A 20,607-nucleotide genomic window follows, 5' to 3' on the forward strand; every position below is an offset into this window, starting at 1 on the left:
CCCCGCTTGCCTATATCGTGACCGTCTCGCCGGCCGGCGTCACGATCTTGGCCGACAGGCCCGGCTTCTCCCCTTCGGCCACCTTCACCGACGAAAAGCCGCGCGCGCAAAGCGTCCGCAGCGCTCCGGTCAGCCAGGCGGCGTCGGGGTGGGTCAGGGTCAGCTCCTGCAGCCAGAAGCCCTCGTCCGGCAGCGCCTCCCATGGACGCGCGCCGCCATCCCATTCGATCAGATGCGGAATGACGCCGTCGCCGGGCAGGTGCCCATCATCCGGCACCGTCAGCCGCCAGCTCAGCATGCCGCGACTGACCGATGTCACCGCGCCGAGCGGCACCGCCGCCGCCTGCACCGCCGCGATGATGTCCGCCGTCCGCAGCACCCAGGCGATTAGCGCCGGGCCGTTTTCCAGCCGCGCCCGCATTTGCGGCTCGTCGAGCGCGTACCAGCGCGGACGGGTCGGCGGCGTCGCGGCCGGGTTGACCGCGATCACCTCGAGATAGCGGTTCGCCCCGAGCCGCATGAGCCGGTTATGCGTGCCCATGCTCTCGTGCCGGCCGCCGGCCGGGATCTCGATGCCGAGCCGCTCGCGAATGAAATCCGCCCCGTCCTCCAGCGACGCGGCGGCGATGACGATATGGTCCAGTTCGCAAGCGGGCATGGGTTCCTCCCTAATCGGTCAGGACCTTCCGGCTGCTCCGCAAAGCCGACAGCAGCGCGTCCGGCGCGGTCACCGGCGGCGAGCATTGCGGCCCGATGCAGATATAGGCGGTGGCCTTGCCGTCGACGGCGCGCTTCCCGTAGGCGGGCGAGTTTTGCGGGGCGCCTTGGTCTTCGTCCAGCCACTCTACCACAGTGCCGGTGAGCGAAAGGTGATTGAGCGCGCCGAGCATCGCCTCCTCGCCCGCGCCGCGCATCAGCACGACATGCTGCGGGCTGAAATGGTCGGACAGCGCGCTGAAGAAGCCGGTATGCAGGCTCGCCAGCCGCAGCGCTTCGCCGACCAGTCCCCGGCGCAGCGCCTCGGCGAGGTCGCGATAGCGAGTCTCGCCGGTAATGGTGTGCAGCGCGACCAGATTGCCGAGCATCACCGCATTGGCGTTCGGCACGGCGTCGTCGCGGGCGGAGAGGGTGCGGATGATGATGTCGGACGTATCGGCGGCCGAGAGGTAGTAGCCGCCATCCGGCTCGGCCCAGTATTGCGCCTGCATGACCTGCGTCCAGCGCTCGGCGTCCTTCAGCTTGGCGGCGTCGCCCGTCGCCAGATAGAGGGCGATGGCGGCGGCGATCATATTGGCGTAGTCGCTGGCGACGGCGGGCGTCTTGGCCTGGCCGGCGCGGTAGCTGTGCAGCAGGCGGCCGTCCTTGCTCATGTGCTTGCCGATGAAATCATAGGCCGCGATCGCCGCCTCGACCCAGCGCCGCTCGCCAAACGTCTGCCCGGCATTCACCAGCGCCGCGATCGCCAGCCCGTTCCAATCGGCCAGCACCTTGTCGTCCCAGCCGGGCGCCACCCGGCTCTTGCGCGCCTCGAACAGCTTGGCCCGCAGCTCCTGCAGCTTCTCTTCCTCGGCAGGCGACAACAGCTCCATGCTGCGGAGCCGGTTGAGGATGTTGGTCTCCTCCCAATTGCCGTGCTCGCTGACATCGTAGATTTCGGCGAACAGCGCCGCGTCCTTCTCGCCGAGCAGGCTGACGATCTCGTCCCGGCTCCAGACGTAGAACTTGCCTTCGACGCCCTCGGAATCCGCGTCATAGGACGAGGCGAAGCCGCCGTCGGGCGCGACCATCTCGCTGAGCAGCCATTCCACAGTCTCGGCGACGCGGCCTTCCAGCAGCGGGTGCCGCCGCTCCTTCCAGACCTCGGTCATCAGGTCGATGAGCAGCGCATTGTCGTAGAGCATCTTCTCGAAATGCGGGACCAGCCAGCGCTCATCGACCGAATAGCGCGCGAAGCCGCCGCCGAGATGGTCGTAGATGCCGCCTTGCGCGATGTGGACCAGCGCGTTCTCGACGCCGTCGGTGCAGGCGGCGATGCCCTGGCGCAAGCCGAGCTTCCACAGGAAGCCCAGAATGACGGCATTGGGGAATTTCGGCGCGCCCGAGAGGCCGCCATTCACCGGATCGAGCGCCTGGGCGAGCCGGCTTGCCAGATCGGCCAGGGTGTTCTCATTCAGATTGTCCTCGGCCGCCGTCTCGATCTTGGGCTGGATCGCCGCCTTCAGCGCTTCGGCATTCTGGCGGATCTTGTCCGGCTCCTCGCGGTGGATGCGGCTGATCTCGCGCAGGACATGGGTAAAGGGCGGGCGGCCATAGATCTGCTGCTTGGGGAAATAGGTGCCGCCCCAAAATGGCTCGCCGGTCGGCGTCAGGAACATCGTGAGCGGCCAGCCGCCCTGTTCGCCGAGCTGATGCAGCGCGTTCATATAGAGCGCATCGACATCCGGCCGCTCCTCGCGGTCGACCTTGATGTTGACGAACAGCTCGTTCATCACCCGCGCCGTTCCGGCATCCTCAAAGCTCTCATGCGCCATCACATGGCACCAGTGGCAGGCCGCGTAGCCGACCGACAGCAGGACAGGCTTGCCCAGCCTTTGCGCCTCGGCGAAGGCCTCCTCGCCCCAGGGCCACCAATCCACGGGGTTATCCTTATGCTGCAGGAGATATGGACTGGTTTCCTGACTGAGCCGATTGTAGGACAAAGCTCGCTCCTCTTTTGCCTGCGGAGGTTCATCGTGACCACCATCTACGCTCTCTCTAGCGGTCATGGAAAGTCGGGCGTCGCGGTCATCCGCATTTCCGGGCCGGCGGCGGGCGATACGCTCGCCAAACTGGGCGGCTCGCTGCCGCAGCCGCGCGTCGCGACGCTCCGGACGCTGCGCGATCCGGCGGACGGTACCATCATAGACCACAGCCTGACGCTTTGGTTCCCTGCGCCCGCCAGTTTCACCGGCGACGATCTGGCGGAAATGCACGTGCATGGCGGCCGGGCGGTGGTCGAGGCGCTGTTCGGGGCGTTGGCCGGGATGGTCGGGCTGCGACCCGCCGAGCCGGGGGAATTCACCCGCCGGGCGTTCGAAAACGGCAAGATGGACCTCACCGAAGCCGAAGGTCTAGCCGATCTGATCGACGCCGAGACCGAGGCGCAGCGGCGGCAGGCCTTGCGGCAGGCGGGCGGCTCCTTGCGCCTGCTCTATGATGGCTGGCGACTTAGGCTGATCGGCGCGCTGGCGAGCATCGAGGCGGAGCTGGATTTCTCCGACGAGGGCGATGTGCCGGAGGAAGTCGCGGCCGGCGCGCGGTCGCTGGCGGGGGCTTTGCGGGAGGAGATCGCGGCGCATCTGGCCGACAAGCGCGGCGGCGAGATTCTGCGCGACGGGCTGCGGGTGGTGATCGCCGGGCCGCCCAATGCGGGCAAGTCCAGCCTGATGAATGCGCTGGCCCGGCGCGACGTGGCCATCGTCTCGGCGGAGGCGGGCACGACGCGCGATGTGATCGAGGTGCGGCTCGATCTCGGCGGCTTTCCGGTGATCCTGATGGACACGGCCGGCATTCGCGAGGCGGCGGGCGAAATCGAGCGCGAAGGGGTGCGGCGGACGCTGGAGCGGGCGCAGGAGGCCGATCTGGTCCTGTGGCTGGATGATGCGACGGCGCCGGAGAATGTTTCACGTGAAAAGTTCGGGGCGAACGGCGCCCGCATCATCGAGGCGGTGAATAAGGTCGATCTGGCTCCGGCGGGGAATGGCGGCGCGCTCGCTTTGTCGGTCAAGACCGGGCAGGGGATGGACCGGCTGATCGAACGGCTCGCGGCGGAAGTCCGCGATGCGGCGGATATCGGCGAGAACCCGGCCATCAGCCGCGCCCGCCATCGCCGCGAGTTGGAGCGTTGCGCCGCCGGTCTGAGCCGCTTCCTGGCGGGCGACTTCGCCGAGCTGGAACTCCGGGCCGAGGATCTGCGCGACTCGGCGACGGCGCTCGGGCGGCTGGGCGGCCGCGTCGATGTGGAGGACATTCTGGACCAGATTTTCGCGGAATTTTGCATCGGAAAATAATGTTTGCGCCAAGCTCGCCGTTTCACGTGAAACAGCGGGCCAAAACCCTTGCTAGGGGCCAATTTCCAGCCCGAGCCCGGGTTCTGAGGCTGGAATTGTGGGATGTCGCCGGGACATGATGGAACGTGTCGGAACGCAATCTTGCGCCCACTTTGACGCGCCGGTTGGAAACGGCTAATGTCCCTCCCAATTTCCGGATTTGACGGGCACGCGCCACCGCCTCCGGGCGGAAGCCGAACGGATTCCGCGCCGCGCCCCCGAACGAGCAGACCGATGCGACACACGGCCTATGACGTCATCATTATCGGCGGCGGACATGCCGGCTGCGAGGCGGCCGCCGCTTCCGCGCGCATGGGCGCCCGCACGGCGCTGGTGACGCATAAGATCGAGACCATCGGCGAGATGTCGTGCAATCCGGCCATCGGCGGGCTCGGCAAGGGCCACCTGGTGCGCGAGATCGACGCTTTGGACGGCCTCATGGGCCGCATCGCCGACCGCGCCGGCATCCAGTTCCGGATGCTGAACCGCTCCAAGGGCCCCGCCGTGCAGGGCCCGCGCGCCCAGGCCGACCGCAAGCTGTACCGCCAGGCCATGCGCGCCGCCATCGAGGCGACCGCCAATCTCGATGTCATCGCCGAGCCGGTCGAGGATTTGATCGTCACCGACGGGCGCGTGGCTGGCGTCGTCACGGCCAACGGCACGGAATACAGCGCCGCCGCCGTGGTCGTCACCACCGGCACCTTCCTCAAGGGCCTCATCCATATTGGCGAGCGCCGCATTCCCTCCGGCCGCGTCGGCGAAGCGCCTTCCATCGGCCTCTCGGACCGCCTTTACGGCCTCGGCCTCGCCATGGGCCGCCTGAAGACCGGCACGCCCGCCCGCCTCGACGGCAAGACCATCGACTATTCCGCCCTCGCAGCCCAGCCCGGCGACCAGCCGCCGGTGCCGTTCTCCTTCCTCAACGACCGGATCGAGACGCCGCAGACCGTCTGCCACATCACCCATACCGGCCCGGAGACGCACCGCATCATCGCGGAGAACCTCTCCCGCGCGCCGATGTATTCCGGCCAGATCGAGGGCGTCGGCCCGCGCTATTGCCCCTCCATCGAGGACAAGGTCGTCCGCTTCCGCGAGCGCCAGAACCATCAGATCTTCCTCGAGCCGGAGGGGCTGGACGACGACACCGTCTATCCGAACGGCATCTCCACCTCGCTGCCCGAGGATGTCCAGGAAGCCTTCATCCGCACCATTCCGGGGCTGGAGGCCGTCCGCATCATCCGGCCCGGCTATGCCATCGAATATGACTATGTCGATCCGCGCGAGTTGCTGCCGACGCTGGAGGTCAAGCGCCTGCCGGGCCTGTTCCTTGCCGGTCAGATCAACGGCACGACCGGCTATGAGGAAGCGGCGGGGCAGGGCCTCGTCGCGGGCCTCAACGCCGCGCTGAAGGCGGGCGGCGGCGGGCGAGACTTCATATTGTCACGCACCGACGCTTATATCGGCGTCATGATCGACGATCTGGTGACGCGCGGCGTCGCCGAGCCCTATCGCATGTTCACCTCGCGCGCCGAATACCGGCTGCGCCTGCGTGCCGACAATGCCGACGCCCGGCTGACCCCCCTCGGCGAGGCCCTGGGCTGCGTCGGCCCGGCGCGCTCGGCGGTGTTCGCCGCCAAAACCGCCGTCATGGATGCCGGCCGGGCGCTGCTCGCCAGCCTCACCGTCACGCCGGACGAGGCCAACGCCAAGGGCATGAGCATCAACCGCGATGGCCGCCGCCGCACCGCGTTCGAAATGCTGGCCTTCCCGGATATGAGCGTCGCGCGCCTCACCCCGCTCTGGCCCGAACTTGGCGGCATCGCGCCCGCCATCGCGGCCCAGCTCGAGATCGACGCGCGTTACGACATCTATCTCCGCCGCCAGGACGCCGACATCGCCGCCTATCGCAAGGACGAGGCCATCGCGCTGCCCGCTGCGCTCGATTATGGCGCGATCTCGGGCCTGTCGACGGAACTGCGCCAGAAGCTCGTCCAGGGCCGCCCGGCCTCGATCGCCCAGGCGGCGCGCATCGACGGCATGACCCCGGCGGCGCTAATGCTCGTGCTCGCCCATGTGAAGAAGGCGCCGCAGCGGCGCAGCGCATGAGATGATGCAAGCCACCGCCCCCGAAAAGCTTCTACGCATCGCCGGCCCCGCCGATTTCGCCGCCGCCTTCGATGTTCCACGTGAAACGGTGGAAAGGCTGGAGACCTACGCAGCGCTCCTTATTCAGTGGCAGCGCGCGGTCAATCTGGTGGCGCCATCGACGCTGAACGATGTGTGGCAGCGCCATTTCGCCGACAGCGCCCAGCTCCTGGCGCGCGCATCTGCGGCAAAAAAATGGGTCGATTTGGGCAGCGGTGGGGGTTTCCCCGGACTTGTGATTGCCATTCTGCTCGCGAATCATGAGAATCATATCGTGCATCTCATCGAGTCGAATGGCCGCAAATGCGCCTTTCTGTCTGAAGTCGCCCGGCGCACGGGTGCGCCCGTCAAGGTTCACGAAGGGCGCATAGAGGATAATGGCCTCAGCGGCAGCATAGGCGCCGCCGACGTGGTGAGCAGCAGGGCGCTCGCGCCGCTAAAACTCTTGCTTGGACTGGCGCAGGGCTTCTTTGCGGACCGAACCGTGGGTTTGTTCCTGAAGGGGCGCGATGCCGGGCAGGAAATCGCGGAAGCCGGGGGGCTGTGGCGTTTCGAGCATGAGTGTATTCCAAGCTGCACCAGCGGCGAGGGCAAGATCGTCGAGATCAAAAACTTGATCTCTCAGGGGGATTATTCGCGGTGAAATCTTTCTCGTACGGACGGCCGGATTTGCGTGTCCTCGCCGTGGCCAATCAAAAGGGCGGCGTGGGCAAGACCACGACGGCGATCAATCTGGGCACGGCCCTGGCCGCCGCCGGCCAGCGCACCCTGGTCGTCGATCTCGACCCGCAGGGCAATGCCAGCACCGGCCTCGGCATCCCCGAGGACCAGCGCCACGTCTCGACCTATGACGTGCTGGCGGGCGCCGCCGCGCTCGAACAGGCGATGGTGGAAACCGCCATGGTGCCGGGCCTTTACGTCGCGCCCGCGACCCGTGATCTCGCCGGCCTCGAGCCGGAAATCTCCGCCGCGCCCAACCGCGCCTATTTCCTGCGCGACGCCATCGTCTCGCTGCGCGCCTCCGAGCAGGACCGCCCGGAGAAGGAGCGCATCCGCTATGTGCTGATCGACTGCCCGCCCTCGCTGAACATCCTCACCCTGAACGCCATGGCGGCGTCGGATTCGGTGCTGGTGCCGGTGCAATGCGAGTTCTTCGCGCTGGAAGGCATCACCCAGCTCAAGGAGACCATCGAATTCGTGCGGGCGAGCCTCAATCCGACGCTGGAGATCCACGGCGTCGTGCTGACCATGCATGACAGCCGCACCAAGCTCGCCGACGAAGTCTCCAACGAAGTGCGCGGCTTCTTCGGCGAAAAGGTCTATGCGACGGTCATTCCCCGCAATGTCCGCGTCGCGGAAGCGCCGTCGCACGGCAAGCCGATCCTGCTCTATGACAGCAAGAGCCCCGGCAGCCGCGCCTATATCGACCTCGCCGCCGAAATCATCGACCGCGAACGCCGCGCCTCCGCCGCCTGAGCCGGCTCCCTCTCCCATTGGGAGGGGTCCCAACACCGGTGAGGCATGACCCCTCACCCGGCGCCCCGCGCGCCACCCTCGCCTTCGAGGGGCCAGATTGCCGTACCGTTTGTATGGATTGAGGACGAGACCATGAACACACCGCTACCCGCGAACAAGAACCGGCTCGGCCGGGGCCTGGCGTCCTTGATCGGCGAGAATGTGCAGACGCCCGGCGCGCCGGGTCAGCCGGGACCCGCCAAGACGCTGCCGAGCCATGGCGAGCAGCGGATGATCCCCATCGACCGCATCAGCCCCAGCCCTTTCAATCCGCGCAAGACCTTCGACAGCGCCGAGCTGGACGAGCTGTCCAACTCGATCCGCGAAAAGGGTCTGGTGCAGCCCATCGTGCTGCGGCCGATCGGCTCCAGCGGGCATCATTACGAGATCGTCGCCGGCGAGCGCCGCTGGCGCGCCGCGCAGCGCGCCTCGCTGCATGTGGTCCCCGCCATCGTGCGCGCGCTCACCGACCAGGAAGCGCTCGAGCTGGCCATCATCGAGAATGTCCAGCGCACCGACCTGAACGCCATCGAAGAGGCCGGCGGCTATCGCGAGCTGATCGACCGTTTCGGCTATACCCAGGACGAGCTGGGCCAGATCATCGGCAAGAGCCGCAGCCATCTGGCCAACACGCTGCGCCTGCTGAAGCTGCCCGACAGCGTGCAGGCGTTGGTGCGCGGCGGCGAGCTGAGCGCCGGTCACGCCCGCGCGCTGGTCGGCCGCGAGGATGCCGAGGAGATGGCGCGCGAGATCGTCGACAAGGGCCTCAACGTCCGCGACGTCGAAGCACTGGTGCAGACCAAGAAGGATAGCGGCGGCGTCAAGGCGCGCGCGGCGACCCCGGGCCTGCAGAAGGACGCCGACACCCGCGCCGCCGAGCGCGAGATGGCTGACGCGCTGGGCCTCGCGGTCGAGATCGCGCCCGGCAAGGGCGAGGCCGGCGAGATCATCATCCGCTACCGCACGCTGGAGCAGTTCGAGACGGTCAGGAAGAAGCTGGCGGTGTAGGGGCGGTGCGGGCAGGGAATGGACGAAGGCCGCCCACACCCGGCGCTGACAGATCGGGATTGCCCGCGCGAGCGGGATTGTGCCCCTCATGCCGCCGGAGCAGCCGTCTGCAGCCGGACCGTTTTAATTAGACGCACTGCGCAACCCCTTGCCGCAGCCCAACCCTCTCCCAGGGGAGAGGGTGGCGCGCGAAGCGTGCCGGGTGAGGGGTTGGTGCCTCACGGCTTGCTCACGAACCCCTCACCCCAGCCCTCTCCCAAGGGAGAGGGAGTCCGGCAGAGGATCGCGGAGCGCCGCGCAATATCCCGCGTCCATTAAAGGCGATTACGCTTTAGCGTAAGCACCCCAATCAAACCGTTTCCCGCGAAAGCGGGAATCCAGTACGCCGCAGCGGCGCGGTTTCAGGCACTGCCCGGCGGCAGACTTCGCCCTTTACTGGATCCCCGCCTGCGCGGGATGACACGTTGGGTGCGCGTATGGGTAAATCGGCTCACACGCGCGGACCTCCAGACCGCCCTTAATCGCGCTTGATGATGACCGTCTCTTCACGGTCGCGGTCGCCGTCGCGGCACAGCACGACGCGCTCACGCTCGGCTTCGTCGCGGGTCTTGAAAGCAAGCGGCCCGACCTGGACAATCGTCGTATCGGTCGGACGTGTCTCCACGACCCGGCACTCCCGGTCCGGTCCGCGCACGACATAATATTCATCCGCCGATGCCGGGGACGCCAGCGCGGCAAGGCCACCGATAATGAGGAAATATTTCATAATTCTCGCTCCTTGTGGTTCGTAGGAGGCAAACGAATTTAAATCAATAAAGTTGCACTTCCTCAGTGCTTCGCTGACCGTCTTATTGCTGCCCCAATCAGGCGCCCGGTGTGACCCGCAATCTCACGTCCCGCCGGACGCGCGGCGCCACCGACTTAACTGATTACGGAAAACACCTCTCCTGCCACGGAATTTCCGTTTTGTGCGAATAATGTTCATCTTATGTTTCGCCGAGCCGCCGAATTTGTTAAAAACCCTTTATCGGCATGGCGGCCTTGCGCGCCGCGCTTTACCTTGCCTCAACGTCACCTGAAAGGAACCGGCCCCCAACATGCTTTCGGCTCCCATCGCAGCCTCGCCGCGGCCCGATCTCCGCTGGCCGGCCGGCGTCAACCCGTCCGATGAATTCGCCTCCGTCATCGAGCAGACCCGGGGCGGCGAGGAAAGCCTGTTCGTCACCGGGCGCGCGGGCACGGGCAAGTCGACGCTGTTGCGCTGCCTGAAGAGCAACCTGCCGCAGAAGACCGCCGTGCTGGCGCCGACCGGGCTTGCCGCGGTGAATGTGCAAGGGCAGACCATCCATTCCTTTTTCGGCTTCCCGCCCCAGCTCATCACCGCCGACATCGTCAAACGCGCCCGCCGCGCCGCTCTGTTCCGCTCGATCGAGACCATCATCATCGACGAGGTGTCGATGGTGCGCGCCGATCTGATGCAGGGCATCGACATGGCGCTGCGGCTGACCCGCAAGCAGCCGCACAAGCCCTTCGGCGGCGTGCAGATCATCGCCATGGGCGACCTGCACCAGCTCCCGCCTGTCGTGCGCGACCGCGAGACCATGAACCATTTCCACGAGAATTTCGGCGGCGTCTATTTCTTCAACGCCCCCGTCTTCCGCGACGCCCCGCTCGGCCTCACCGAGCTGACCACCGTCTTCCGCCAGAAGGACGAAGCCTTCGTCGACGCGCTGAACGGCGTGCGCGAGGGCGAGCCGTCGCGCGACCAGCTCGACATCCTCAACGACCGCGTCTCGGAGTTTCGCGCCCTGCCCAATTGCGACGATTATATCGTGCTGACGCCGGTCAATCAGGCGGCGGAGAACACCAACCGCGTCTTCCTCGACCGGCTGGGCGGCAAGGCGGTGCAGTTCGACGCCGTCATCACCGGCAAGTTCGACGCCTCCGCCTGCCCGACCGACGCCAGTCTGGTGCTGAAGGAAGGCTCGAAGGTCGTGCTGCTGCGCAACGACCCGGACAAGCGCTGGGTGAACGGCACTCAGGCCAAGATCTCCCGCATGGAGGGCCGCACGGTCTTCATCGAGGTCGCCGGCGAGGAGCACGAGCTGGAGCCGGTGACCTGGGAGAGCATCCGCTACGACCACGACCCCGACACCGACCAGATGGTCGAGACGGTGGCGGGCTCGTTCCGGCAGCTCCCGGTCCGCCTCGCCTGGGCGCTGACCATCCACAAGAGCCAGGGCATGACGCTCGACAAGGTCTATGTCGATTTCGGCCGCGGCACCTTCGCCCATGGGCAAGCCTATGTGGCGCTGAGCCGGGCGCGCTCGCTTGAGGGCCTCGCCCTGGCGCGGCCGATCCGGCAGTCCGACATCATTTTCGACGAGCAGGCGCTCGGCTACCGGTCGGTGTTCGGCAGGTACGCGCCGCAGCGGGCGGTTTAGGTGGGGGGCGTCCGGCACGGGTTGTCCGCCGGGGCTTGATGGCGGCCTGGGTACGGGCCGTCCGGCGCTTCTGAGCGTCCGCAGAGTGGGATTGGCGACCGCAAAAAACCTGACCCGCCCTTCCAGTTTCTTGTCATCCCCGCGAAGGCGGGCTTCCAGCAACGCGGGTATTCATGACGGGATTGCGCACATAATCTCCGCCCTGCGAGTACTGGATCCCCGCCTTCGCGGGGATGACAAAAAGGGGGTTAAATCGCAGTCTCAATTCCGTCGCCCCGGCCGTCAGAGCCGGGGCGTAATCGCCTCACATCTTGCCGCCGTGCTCGCGGATACGGGATTGGGTCCCGGCTCGCCCTTACGGGCGTCCGGGACGACGGGAGGAGGGGCCTTTGGGAAACTCAAAGTCTCTCGGGAAAGGCTGCGGGGGGAACTCGGCGCTGGGAATTCACTTCCGTCGCCCCGGCCTTCAGAGCCGGGGCCCACTCGCCTCACATCTTGCCGCAGTGCTCGCGGATACGGGATTGGGTCCCGGCTCGCCCTGCCGGGCGTCCGGGACGATGCGAGGAGGGGCCTTGGGAAACGCAAAGTCTCTCGTGTCGAGGCATGGCTGCGGGGAACTCGGCGCTGGGAATTCAATTCCGTCGCCCCGGCCGTCAGAGCCGGGGCCCACTCGCCTCTCCTCTTGCCGCAGTGCTCGCGGATACGGGATTGGGTCCCGGCTCGCCCTGCCGGGCGTCCGGGACGACGGGAGGAGGGGCCTTGGGAGACGCAAGGTCTCTCGTGGCGGGGCATGGCTNTTCAATTCCGTCGCCCCGGCCTTCAGAGCCGGGGCCCACTCGCCTCTCCTCTTGCCGCAGTGCTCGCGGATAGGGGATTGGGTCCCGGCTCGCCCTGACGGGCGTCCGGGACGACGGGAGGAGGGTTTTGGGAAACGCAAAGGCTCTCGTGGCGGGGGGATGGCTGCGGGAAATCAGCGCCGGGAATTATTGCATATGTCGTTCAACTTACGGGCGCCGGCTCTGGCTCGCTCGCGTCTCCCGAGGGGTCTCGCCGGGCGATAGCCTCCGCGTATTTGCCGCGCCAGCCGGCGCTACCGCGCCGTGCGCCCGACGCGTTCCCAGACGAAGGCCACCCGGTTCAGCGTCACGTGGCCGTAATGCTCCGGCGCCGTGGCGCTGCGGGTGCCGCCGAGCCGGCCGTAGAACGCGCAGGCCGCCTCGTTCTCCGCCAGCGCCCAGACCACCAGGCTCTTGCGCCCCTTCGCCTCCATCGCGGCTTTCGCGGCGAGGAACAGCTTCTTGCCGAAACCCATGCCCTGGAAGGTCGGGGCCAGATACAGCTCGAAAATCTCGCCGGTCTTGCCGCTCGAGGCGATCCGCGCGGCGCCGAACGAGACATAGCCTTGCGGCTTGCCGTCGAAGGTCAGCACCATCAGGCCGGAGCCGGGGCGGCGCAAGGCGCGCGCCCACCATGCCGGTCCGCGATGGACGATGATCTTCTCCAGATGGAGATGGGGAATGATGCCCTGATAGGTCGACCGCCAGGCTTCCTCGTGGACGCGCGCTATTTCCGCCGCGTCGTTGCGGGTTGCCTCCCGGATTTGTACAAGCTCCCTAGCCATCCCAAAAATATAAGCTGGACCAGCCGCCATTGCGAGCGGCAAGTTGCCCCTTTGGCGAAATCTCGCGAAGACCTTAATTCCGCCGCGCCGACTTCACGATTTGGTGCACGAGGTCGAGCTTTTCCGCCGCCGCCGGCGAGACGACGAAGGGATAGAAATCGGTCAGCCCCATGCTGCGGTTCAGGCTGTTGACGGCAAGCGCCAGCGGCACCCAGCGGTCGATCAGCTTGCGGGCGCTCGCCGCCTGATAGGGATCGGCGGAGCCGGAGGCCGGCGTCCACCAGGAGCCGGTTTTCTGGTTCGGCAGGCGGGGCACGAGGCGGTAGTCGTCGGCGGTGTCGAGCGCCTCGACCATGTGCAGGTAATGCGCCCAGCTTTCCGCCCAATCCTCCCAGGGATGCGCGGTGGCGTAGGCCGAGATGTAATTCTCGCCCCAATCGGCTTTCGGCCCGTTCTGGTGATAGGCGGCGAGCGCCTCGCCGTAATCGGCGCGCTCATCGCCGAACAGGGCGCGGAAGCGCTCCAGCCAGCGGCTGTTGTCAACGAGCGCCATCCAGTAATAATGGCCGCTCTCATGGCGGAAATGGCCGAGCAGCGTGCGGTAGGGCTCGCCGAATTGCGCGCGGGTGCTCTCGCGGACGGCGGGGTCGGCTTCGGCGACGTTCAGCGTGATGACGCCGTTCTCATGGCCGGTCTTGGCGTCGGCGAGAATGTCGAAGACCAGCGGCGGCACGCCGTTGACCTCGCCCGCCGATTTCACCGGCAGGCGGAGCTTGAGAAGCTCGTAGATCAGCCGCCGCTTGGCCTTCTCGAATTCGAACCATCGCTCCAGATTGCCGGGGACGGTGAGATCGGGAATGGTGCGGTTGAGGCCGCAGCTCAGGCAGTAATCGCCGCGCCGCTCGGCGGGCACCAGCCAGTTGCAGACCTGCTGCCCGAAATTGGCGCAATAGACCATGCGGTTCTTGCGCGAGGGATGGGTGGCGAAGCCGCCATCCTCGTCGGGGAACAGCGTGAGCATCGTCAAACTGATGGGATCGAAGCCCAGCGCCGTGCCGCAGTTCTGGCAGACGACATTGTCGAAATAAACCGGCTGGCCGCATTTGCCGCATGAAAAGACGCGCATGAAATCCCCTCGGAGGTGCGATGAACCACGCTCGCTGGCAGGCGAGTAACGCAAGCTCGCCAGCGCGGTTCCTCGCCTCCCGGCTATTCCAGCCGGTATTTTCGGGACCGCGCGCCGATGAGACGCAAGCGCAGGGCGTTGAGTTTGATGAAGCCGGCCGCGTCGCGCTGGTCGTAGGCGACGGCGCCTTCCTCGAAGGTGACGAGGTCCTGGCTGTAGAGCGAATAGGGGCTGGAGCGCGCGACGACCGTCGCCGAGCCCTTATAGAGCTTCAGCCGGACGGTGCCGGTGACGAATTCCTGCGACGTGTCGATCAGCGCCTGCAGCATCTCGCGCTCGGGCGAGAACCAGAAGCCATTATAGATCAGCTCGGCATAGCGCGGCATGATCTCGTCCTTCAAATGCGCCGCGCCGCGATCCAGCGTCAGGCTCTCGATGCCGCGATGGGCGGCGATCAGGATGGTGCCGCCGGGCGTCTCGTAGACGCCGCGCGACTTCATGCCGACATAGCGGTTCTCGACGAGGTCGAGCCGGCCGATGCCATGCGCGCCGCCCAGTTCGTTGAGCTTGGTCAGCAGCGCCGCCGGCGACAGCTTCACACCATCGACGCCGACCGCATCGCCGCGCTCGAATTCGATCTCGACGAATTGCGGCTTGTCCGGCGCCGCTTCCGGGCTGACCGTGCGCTGGAAGACGAATTCGGGGCATTCCTGCGACGGGTCTTCCAGCAGTTTGCCCTCGGAAGAGGTGTGCAGCAGGTTGGCGTCGACCGAGAACGGCGCTTCGCCGCGCTTGTCCTTCGGCACCGGGATCTGGTTCTGCTCGGCGAATTCGAGCAGCGCGTTGCGGCTCTTGAAGTCCCATTCGCGCCAGGGCGCGATGACGTGGATGTTCGGCTCGAGCGCGTAATAGCTCAGCTCGAAGCGCACCTGATCGTTGCCCTTGCCGGTCGCGCCATGGCAGACGGCGTCGGCCCCGGTCTCGCGGGCGATCTCGATCTGGCGCTTGGCGATCAGCGGCCGGGCGATCGAGGTGCCGAGCAGGTAGATGCCCTCATAGAGCGCGTTCGCCCGGAACATCGGGAAGACGTAGTCGCGCACGAAAGTCTCGCGCAGGTCTTCGACGAAGATCTGCTTGATGCCCATCATCTCGGCCTTGCGGCGGGCCGGTTCCAGCTCTTCGCCCTGCCCCAGATCGGCGGTGAATGTGACGACCTCGCAGCCATAGGTCACCTGCAGCCATTTCAGGATGATCGATGTATCCAGGCCGCCGGAATAGGCGAGCACGACCTTCTTGATGTCGGACATGGGGAAGCTTTCTTCTGTTATGCGCCGCCCGCGTTTATAGGAGGCGGGGCGAGCCGCCCGCAAGGGATTTGCGGACGCGGGCGGATGGAGCTGCCTCGCCCGATCGCGGTCGCCCGTTCCCGCGCGGGGCAAGCCCGGCTAGGATTGGGAAAAACAGCCTGGGAGGCCGCCATGCCGCAGCTCGAATTCTGGTACGAATTCGCATCGCCCTATTCCTATCTCGCCGCGATGCGCATCGAAAAGGCCGCCGCCCGGCGCGGCGTCGATGTGGCGTGGAAGCCGTTTCTGCTCGGGCCGATCTTCCAGGCGCAAGGCTGGCCGGATTCGCCTTTCCGGCTGTATCCGAAAAAGGGCGACTACATGATCCGCGATCTGGAGCGTCTGTGCGGGGCGCGCGGCCTGCCGTTCAAGCAGAGCCCGGCCTTTCCGCAGAACGGGTTGCAGGCGGCGCGGCTGGCGACCATTGGCGTGGCGGAAGGCTGGGGACCGGCCTTTTCGCGCGCGCTGTTTCTGCGGGAGTTCGGCGAGGCGGCCGATATCACGGATCGCGGCGTGCTGGGCTCGGCGCTGGCGGCCGCCGGTCAGGATGCCGAGGCGGTGATGGCGCGGGCGCAGGACCAGGCGGTGAAGGACGCTCTGCGGGCGCGGACGGCGGCGGCGCAGGCGCTCGGCATTTTCGGCGCGCCGAGTTTCCTCACACAGGACCGCGAACTGTTCTGGGGCGATGACCGGCTCGATCAGGCGCTGGACTGGGCGGCGCGCGGCGCCGGCCCCACCGGGTGACTACGCATAAGCGATGACCGCGATTTTTCCCCCGCGCCTCCGCGTGCTAGCAGTCGATGCAATGGCGATGAGGGACGCGACCATGCATCTGATTGTGAGAATTTCCGCCGTGCTGGCGCTTGCCGCGATGGCGCTTTCGGCCCCGAATGCCCACGCCGCGGCGTCGCCCTGCAAGGGGCTGGCGCAACAGGGCTGCGAAAGCAAGGGCGCTTGCTCCTGGGTGAAGGCTTATAAGACGACGAAAGGCCGGGACGTTTCGGCCTTCTGCCGCAAGAAGCCCGAGCGCAAGCCGTCGGAAGCCAAGGCCAAGACGCCGCCCGCCGGCGTGGCTGACGCTTCGGCGCGGTGATGCGGATTGAATATGGAGCCTTGCCGCAGCCGGACTCCCTCTCCCATGGGGAGAGGGTTGGGGTGAGGGGGTAATGCCTCTCGATAGAATAGGGCGTCGCCACATCGAGAGGTGGGACGGGCTTCGCCACACGGAGAGGCATTACCCCCTCACCCGGCACGCTGACGCGTGCCACCCTCTTCCCATGAAGACCTTTGCAAAACTTCGATTCCTTCGCCCCGGCCGCTAGGGCCGGGGCCCACTCGCCTCTCCACTTGCCGCAGCAATAGCGGAAATATGATTGGGTCCCGGCTCGGCCTGACAGCCGTCCGGGACGACGGGGAGAGGGCCTTCGATACGCAAAGGTCTCCCATGGGAGAGGGCTGAGCTGCGGCTGTTTCGAGAGGCTTGCAAAATCGCGGCGCACTGGGCCGTTCCGGCCCGCGCGATCCGGGATCAGAGCGCGACGCGCCAGGCGTCCATCATGGCGGGTGCGCAGCTCATGAAGGCTGCGGGGACTGCCATCATCGCGGCAAAGACCGGGAAGCTCGCCTGGGCCAGCGCCAATTGCTGCGTCGCCTGGGCGGCGTAATCGGGCTGCGGCGCGGGCAGCGCCTTGACCTCGGCGGGCACGGCGCCCCAGAAGGACAGCATGTGCTGCGCTTGCGGCTGAGGCTGCGGCGCCGGCGTCAGCCAGGGCTGGGCCAGTCCGAAACCGGCCTGGGCGGCGCCGGGCATTCCCCAGCTCATCATGCTGCGCATCATGCGGTCGAACATCAAAATATTGTTCAGCCGGACGAAGAAGAGATGCACGTCGCTCGAAATCTTGGTCAGCGAGGTGGTGAAGGCCAGCAGCGACTGGCGCGTGACAAAGGTGAGATAGTCCGGGAAATCGCCCGGCAAGGGTTCCTTAGCGGCGGGCCGGCTCTTGCGCGGAGCCGCTCCGCCATAGGGCATCAGCAGATGGAAGGGGCCGGCAGCGAAGGGCTGGACACCGTAAGTCGTGGCGGGGGTCCAGTTCAGCATCGCGTCGCTCCAGCGGTCAGTTGTTCAATAATGAATATATCAGATCTATGCTGCAGTGCAACATAGATCTGTGGACCACGCGGGAACACACATTGACAGGCCGGCCGAAGCAGTCGCTCGGGCCGGCCCTTCTAAACTCAGCGCAGCAGGCCGTCATTGTAGGCCGGGCCGCCGCCGCCACCGGCGCTATAGGGCCCCCAGCCTTCCGGCTGGATGCTGACCGGATCGCGCACATATTTGTGCCGTGCGCGATTATAGACCGCGATATTCTTATAGGGGCGCAGCAGGATGCGTCTCTCCTCATAGGCGTAGCGGTGCGGCACGCGGATCCGCGTCCGCCGCGCCGGCGAAATCTGCACCAGCTTCTCTGTCCAGACCGTCTCGCCGGGGATTCGGATCTTGCACATCACATAGCGCCCGTTGATCAGCCGCTGCTCATAGGCGACGCGCCCCCTGATATGCTGGCGCACCCGGACCGAGCGGTAGACCGCCGGCCGCACCACCCATTCGATGCCGCTGTCGAGCGGGATGCGGCGGGTCGCGGTGCCGTAGAGCGAGGGCTGCCGCGCCACCTCGTAAACGCCGGGCTCAAGCTCGACGCGGCGCTTGAACGTCCGGTTGTAGGACGGCGCGTCATAGCAATTCTCCCGGCAGCCATAATCGCCGGCCTGCGGCGTGGCCGCCGAGGCGGCGAGGGCGAGCGCGCCCGCGGCGAGAGTCAAAAGCTTGTCACTGATACGCATGAACATTCCCCTAGTTGCCCCCGTGTGCGGCGGCCTCCCGGCGGCCTTCCCACCGGCATAGCCGATCCGATATGCGTCGACCGGGTCCCGATCCGCCCGTCATCCGAGGCGCTGGCATCGCTATCGCCACGCCATTGACAATCGTGCAAAATGCTTAAAAACCCGTCAAATCCGAAACCCATATCGGGACAGGGCGTTCCAGGCCGGCATTGCAAAATTACGTTGGCGCGCCATTTCACATTCCGTCTGCCTTAAGCGAGAGCGGCCGATGCCTCCGATCACCATCTACACCACCCTGTTCTGCGGCTATTGCACCTCCGCCAAGCGGCTCCTGACCAAGAAGGGCGCCGCCTTCACGGAGATCGACGTGACCATGGACTATGCCAAGCGCGAGGCGATGGTCGAGCTGGCGGGCGGCCGGCGCACCGTTCCGCAGATTTTTATCGGCGAGCGGCATATTGGCGGCAGCGACGAACTTTACGCGCTCGAGGCGAAGGGCGAACTGGACGCCCTTCTCGCGGGATGAGATTATACGGGGTTTGAAGGAAGATTTGCCGATGCCAGCCGCGCCCAAATTCCGTGCCGCCCTCGTTCAGCTCCGCTCCGGCCGTGAGATCGGCCCGAACATGGCCATCGCCACCGACCTGATCCGGGCCGCCGCCGCCGATGGCGCGCGCTATGTGCAGACGCCGGAAAACACCCCGCTGATGGAGACGGTCACCGAGCGGCTGTTCGAGCGCATCCGGCCGGAGGCGGAAACCGCTGTCCTCGGCGAATTCGCCGAGCTTGCCCGCGAACTCGGCATCTGGCTGCATGTCGGCTCGGTCGCCATCCGGGTCGGCGAGCGCAAGGCGGCCAACCGCGCCTTCGTCTTCGCGCCGAGCGGGGCGATCGCCGCGCGCTACGACAAGATCCACATGTTCGACGTCGACCTGCCGAGCGGCGAGAGCTACCGCGAGTCGAAGAACTACCAGCCCGGCGCGACGGCGGTGAATGTCCGCCTGCCCTGGGGCGTGCTGGGGGTCACCACCTGCTACGACCTGCGCTTTCCCGAGCATTACAAGGCGCTGGCCCAGGCGGGCGCCGATTTCCTCACCGCCCCTTCGGCCTTCACCAAAGTCACCGGCGAGGCGCATTGGCATGTGCTGCTGCGTGCCCGGGCGATCGAGACCGGCTGCTACATGCTGGCGGCGGCGCAGGGCGGAGCGCATGAGAACGGCCGCTCCACCTATGGCCACAGCCTGATCCTCTCGCCCTGGGGCGACATCCTCGCCGAAGCGGGCGAGGAGCCCGGCATCATCGCCGCCGAGATCGATCCGGCCGAGGTCCTTGCGGCGCGCCAGCGCATTCCGGCCCTGGACCATGTGCGCCCGTTCGAACTGGCCACCTTCGAGCCGGACGCCGCCAAGGCCCCGGCAGAATCGCCCGCATGATCAAATATTCGCTGCAATGCGCCGAGGGGCACCAGTTCGAAGCCTGGTTCTCGAACTCCGCCGCCTATGACGCGCAGGCGAAAGCCGGCCAGATCGTCTGCCCGGCCTGCGGCACGACCGATGTGCGCAAGGCGCTGATGGCGCCGGCTGTCCGCTCCAGCCGCAGCCGCGAGGCGGTCGCCAGGCCCGGCCCGGCGGCGGAGGGTCCGGCCGGCGAGGCCATCGAGCTGATGCGCAAGCTGCGCGAGCACGTGACGCGGAACGCCGAATATGTCGGCCCGCGCTTCGCCGACGAGGCGATGAAGATCCACAATGAGGAAGCCGAGCAGCGCGGCATCTACGGCGAGGCCTCCGAGCGGGAGGTCAAGCTGCTGCGCGAAGAGGGCGTCGAGTTCTATCCGATGCCCGTGCTCCCCGAGGACCACAATTAGCGGATCGACCGCGATCGCGGCGATCGCCAAACCCCCCTTTTGTCATTCCCGCGAAAGCGGGAATCCCGTCCTCCGCAGCGTTCGCGGTTGGGCACTGGGCGACGGCTGATTTCGCCCTTTACTGGATCTTCGCTTTCGCGGGGATGACAAAAACGGGTGAGCACCGCGGTGCCTTAGCGCGCCGCCGCGCTCGAAAACACCACTTCATGCATCAGCCGTCCCGGCACCAGGGTAAACAGCCCGGTGATGACCAGCGCGCCGATAAAGAGGCCGATCATGGTCTTCCGGTGCGCGCTCACGCGGTGACGCCGCGCGGCCGTCACGGCGACCGTCAGCATGACCAGCACGAAGATCGACAGCCCGTGAATCCAACTGAAATTGCCGAACTGCTTCATGCCGTGAATCCAGAACGAGCTGATCGCCACCGCCGCCATCGTCAGCACCCAGCTCCAGCCGAGCGCGCGATGAAGGCGTGTGCCCTTGGCGCCGGAGAGTTGGGCGATGCCGAGAGTGAGGGCTGTCGTCGCGGCGATGACGTGGAAGATAATGACGGGCTTGGCGGAGAGCAAAGGTTCGAGCGTCATGACCGTGGGCTTTCTCCGCGACAGC

20 protein-coding genes are annotated in these 20,607 nt (G+C 66.5%); 11 read left to right on the top strand and 9 right to left on the bottom strand.

Translation table 11 applies throughout. The features are described 5' to 3' along the window. Positions 1–10: 10 nt before the first annotated feature. Positions 11–658: a VOC family protein gene (locus BLEFHOIH_RS23370; protein ID WP_210191749.1), complete on the bottom strand. Its 648-nt coding sequence runs from the start codon at positions 656–658 to the stop codon at positions 11–13. 10 nt (positions 659–668) lie between these two features. Then, positions 669–2,699, bottom strand: coding sequence for a thioredoxin domain-containing protein (locus tag BLEFHOIH_RS23375; RefSeq protein WP_088348438.1), 2,031 nt, complete (start codon positions 2,697–2,699; stop codon positions 669–671). Between the two features lie 33 nt (positions 2,700–2,732). Between BLEFHOIH_RS23375 and mnmE the strand changes: the two genes are divergently transcribed. The 5 genes from mnmE to BLEFHOIH_RS23400 all read left to right on the top strand — a co-directional run bounded on the left by mnmE (position 2,733) and on the right by BLEFHOIH_RS23400 (position 8,756). Continuing rightward, positions 2,733–4,049 (top strand): tRNA uridine-5-carboxymethylaminomethyl(34) synthesis GTPase MnmE, encoded by a 1,317-nt coding sequence (gene mnmE, locus BLEFHOIH_RS23380; RefSeq protein WP_245297161.1) that lies wholly within the window; start codon positions 2,733–2,735, stop codon positions 4,047–4,049. Positions 4,050–4,322: 273 nt separating this feature from the next. After that, entirely contained in the window at positions 4,323–6,194 is a 1,872-nt protein-coding gene (mnmG, locus tag BLEFHOIH_RS23385; RefSeq protein WP_088348439.1) for a tRNA uridine-5-carboxymethylaminomethyl(34) synthesis enzyme MnmG, read from the top strand. A 1-nt stretch (position 6,195) separates the two neighbouring features. After that, on the top strand, positions 6,196–6,876 hold the full coding sequence (rsmG, locus tag BLEFHOIH_RS23390) for a 16S rRNA (guanine(527)-N(7))-methyltransferase RsmG (protein ID WP_245297162.1): 681 nt from the start codon (positions 6,196–6,198) through the stop codon (positions 6,874–6,876). Continuing rightward, on the top strand, positions 6,873–7,709 hold the full coding sequence (locus BLEFHOIH_RS23395) for a ParA family protein (RefSeq protein WP_088348440.1): 837 nt from the start codon (positions 6,873–6,875) through the stop codon (positions 7,707–7,709). The genes rsmG and BLEFHOIH_RS23395 overlap by 4 nt, the downstream gene beginning before the upstream one ends. A gap of 132 nt (positions 7,710–7,841) precedes the next feature. Further along, entirely contained in the window at positions 7,842–8,756 is a 915-nt protein-coding gene (locus BLEFHOIH_RS23400) for a ParB/RepB/Spo0J family partition protein (protein ID WP_088348441.1), read from the top strand. 517 nt (positions 8,757–9,273) lie between these two features. Here the strand turns inward: BLEFHOIH_RS23400 and BLEFHOIH_RS23405 are convergent. After that, positions 9,274–9,522: a hypothetical protein gene (locus tag BLEFHOIH_RS23405; RefSeq protein ID WP_088348442.1), complete on the bottom strand. Its 249-nt coding sequence runs from the start codon at positions 9,520–9,522 to the stop codon at positions 9,274–9,276. A 331-nt stretch (positions 9,523–9,853) separates the two neighbouring features. On the opposite strand from BLEFHOIH_RS23405, the gene BLEFHOIH_RS23410 reads away from it, so the two are divergent. Beyond that, positions 9,854–11,200: an AAA family ATPase gene (locus tag BLEFHOIH_RS23410; protein WP_088348443.1), complete on the top strand. Its 1,347-nt coding sequence runs from the start codon at positions 9,854–9,856 to the stop codon at positions 11,198–11,200. A gap of 1,090 nt (positions 11,201–12,290) precedes the next feature. On the opposite strand, the gene BLEFHOIH_RS23415 is transcribed toward BLEFHOIH_RS23410, so the two are convergent. The 3 genes from BLEFHOIH_RS23415 to BLEFHOIH_RS23425 form a co-directional block, all read right to left on the bottom strand. Further along, positions 12,291–12,821 carry a GNAT family N-acetyltransferase gene (locus tag BLEFHOIH_RS23415; RefSeq protein WP_088348444.1) on the bottom strand — a complete coding sequence of 177 codons (531 nt, stop codon included), beginning with the start codon at positions 12,819–12,821 and terminating at the stop codon, positions 12,291–12,293. A 73-nt stretch (positions 12,822–12,894) separates the two neighbouring features. Further along, on the bottom strand, positions 12,895–13,947 hold the full coding sequence (locus BLEFHOIH_RS23420) for a putative zinc-binding peptidase (RefSeq protein ID WP_088348445.1): 1,053 nt from the start codon (positions 13,945–13,947) through the stop codon (positions 12,895–12,897). An 83-nt stretch (positions 13,948–14,030) separates the two neighbouring features. After that, a complete protein-coding gene (locus BLEFHOIH_RS23425; protein WP_088348446.1) occupies positions 14,031–15,254 on the bottom strand; it encodes an argininosuccinate synthase in 1,224 nt (407 codons plus the stop codon). Between the two features lie 171 nt (positions 15,255–15,425). Between BLEFHOIH_RS23425 and BLEFHOIH_RS23430 the strand changes: the two genes are divergently transcribed. Together BLEFHOIH_RS23430 and BLEFHOIH_RS23435 are read left to right on the top strand one after the other, a co-directional pair. Further along, positions 15,426–16,037 carry a 2-hydroxychromene-2-carboxylate isomerase gene (locus tag BLEFHOIH_RS23430; RefSeq protein ID WP_088348447.1) on the top strand — a complete coding sequence of 204 codons (612 nt, stop codon included), beginning with the start codon at positions 15,426–15,428 and terminating at the stop codon, positions 16,035–16,037. Between the two features lie 82 nt (positions 16,038–16,119). Then, entirely contained in the window at positions 16,120–16,386 is a 267-nt protein-coding gene (locus BLEFHOIH_RS23435) for a hypothetical protein (RefSeq protein ID WP_125461871.1), read from the top strand. Between the two features lie 435 nt (positions 16,387–16,821). Here BLEFHOIH_RS23435 and BLEFHOIH_RS23440 read toward each other — a convergent pair whose 3' ends face one another. Together BLEFHOIH_RS23440 and BLEFHOIH_RS23445 are read right to left on the bottom strand one after the other, a co-directional pair. After that, positions 16,822–17,391 carry a hypothetical protein gene (locus BLEFHOIH_RS23440; RefSeq protein WP_088348449.1) on the bottom strand — a complete coding sequence of 190 codons (570 nt, stop codon included), beginning with the start codon at positions 17,389–17,391 and terminating at the stop codon, positions 16,822–16,824. 137 nt (positions 17,392–17,528) lie between these two features. Further along, positions 17,529–18,134, bottom strand: a complete 606-nt coding sequence (locus BLEFHOIH_RS23445; RefSeq protein WP_125461872.1) for a hypothetical protein — start codon at positions 18,132–18,134, stop codon at positions 17,529–17,531. Between the two features lie 268 nt (positions 18,135–18,402). On the opposite strand from BLEFHOIH_RS23445, the gene grxC reads away from it, so the two are divergent. From grxC to BLEFHOIH_RS23460, 3 genes are read left to right on the top strand one after another with little or no spacing between them, the layout of a single operon-like run. Then, positions 18,403–18,660, top strand: a complete 258-nt coding sequence (grxC, locus tag BLEFHOIH_RS23450) for a glutaredoxin 3 (RefSeq protein ID WP_088348451.1) — start codon at positions 18,403–18,405, stop codon at positions 18,658–18,660. A 31-nt stretch (positions 18,661–18,691) separates the two neighbouring features. Further along, positions 18,692–19,567: a carbon-nitrogen hydrolase family protein gene (locus tag BLEFHOIH_RS23455; protein WP_088348498.1), complete on the top strand. Its 876-nt coding sequence runs from the start codon at positions 18,692–18,694 to the stop codon at positions 19,565–19,567. Next, positions 19,564–19,998 (top strand): DUF1178 family protein, encoded by a 435-nt coding sequence (locus tag BLEFHOIH_RS23460; protein WP_088348452.1) that lies wholly within the window; start codon positions 19,564–19,566, stop codon positions 19,996–19,998. Before BLEFHOIH_RS23455 ends, BLEFHOIH_RS23460 begins: the two co-directional genes overlap by 4 nt. Positions 19,999–20,171: 173 nt before the next feature. Here the strand turns inward: BLEFHOIH_RS23460 and BLEFHOIH_RS23465 are convergent, their stop codons facing one another. Then, a complete protein-coding gene (locus BLEFHOIH_RS23465) occupies positions 20,172–20,582 on the bottom strand; it encodes a DUF2306 domain-containing protein (protein WP_088348453.1) in 411 nt (136 codons plus the stop codon). Positions 20,583–20,607: the final 25 nt, after the last annotated feature.

This window comes from Rhodomicrobium sp. R_RK_3 (assembly GCF_002198715.1).
Classification (GTDB): domain Bacteria; phylum Pseudomonadota; class Alphaproteobacteria; order Rhizobiales; family Rhodomicrobiaceae; genus R-RK-3.